The 626-nt window shown below is 66.0% G+C and carries 1 protein-coding gene; it reads right to left on the bottom strand.

Annotation, left to right across the window (positions count from 1 at the left end):
• Positions 1 to 47: 47 nt before the first annotated feature.
• Complete coding sequence (locus HL671_RS37865; protein WP_021078644.1) at positions 48 to 359, bottom strand: DUF736 domain-containing protein; 312 nt, start codon at positions 357 to 359, stop codon at positions 48 to 50.
• Positions 360 to 626 lie beyond the last annotated feature (267 nt).

The raw sequence follows: 626 nt of genomic DNA, 5'->3' as shown, positions 1-626 counted from the left end.
GCAGAAACGGCCCCGCCTTTCGGCGGGACCGTTGCCGTGGAGGCCCCTTAGTCCCGGTTCGGTCGGGACCAGATGAGCTGGAGGCCCTCCTGGCCTTCCACCTCGATCAGGGTGGCGTAGATCGGGGCCGGGAAGCTCGGGTCGTCCAGCTTGACCGAGAGATAGTCCCGCTCGGTGTCCTTGGCGGTCTTCTGCCAGGCCGCGCCCAGCTCGACATTGCCGGCGAAGATGCGGAAGTGCGGACCCTTTTCGGAGGGGGTCTCGACGCGGACCAGCTTGGCCTTGGCGTTGAGAGCGAGCGTGCGGACGGTGCCGGTGAAGCCGTTGCCGTTCGAAGTGAAGGTGCCGATGGTTGCCATTGTCGTGTCCTTTTCAGTTTTCCGGGCCGCGCCCACCGCAGCCTCGATGGCTGGCTACAGACCGGAGGCGATCGACCCGCACCCCGCAGGGGCCGGCACGCAGTAGAGGGCAGCCAAGCCACGACTTTCTTGATTTCCGCGAGGAATGGACGCGCAGCGGCCAGGGGAAGAAAGTCGTGGCCGGATGTTGCGGGGATAAGAGCGAGGCGGAGCAAAGCGACGACGGCCTTCGGTCAGACATGCCAAATCGAGGACGCCGTGGGCGAG

This window comes from Bradyrhizobium denitrificans (assembly GCF_013179005.1).
In the GTDB taxonomy this organism is placed as follows: Bacteria; Pseudomonadota; Alphaproteobacteria; order Rhizobiales; family Xanthobacteraceae; genus Bradyrhizobium; species Bradyrhizobium denitrificans.
This window is presented reverse-complemented; position numbering and strand designations above follow the sequence as displayed.

Excerpts from the sequence above, each read along its gene's own strand:
- HL671_RS37865 (WP_021078644.1), bottom strand. The coding sequence starts at position 359 with ATGGCAACCATCGGCACCTTCACTTCGAACGGCAACGGCTTCACCGGC.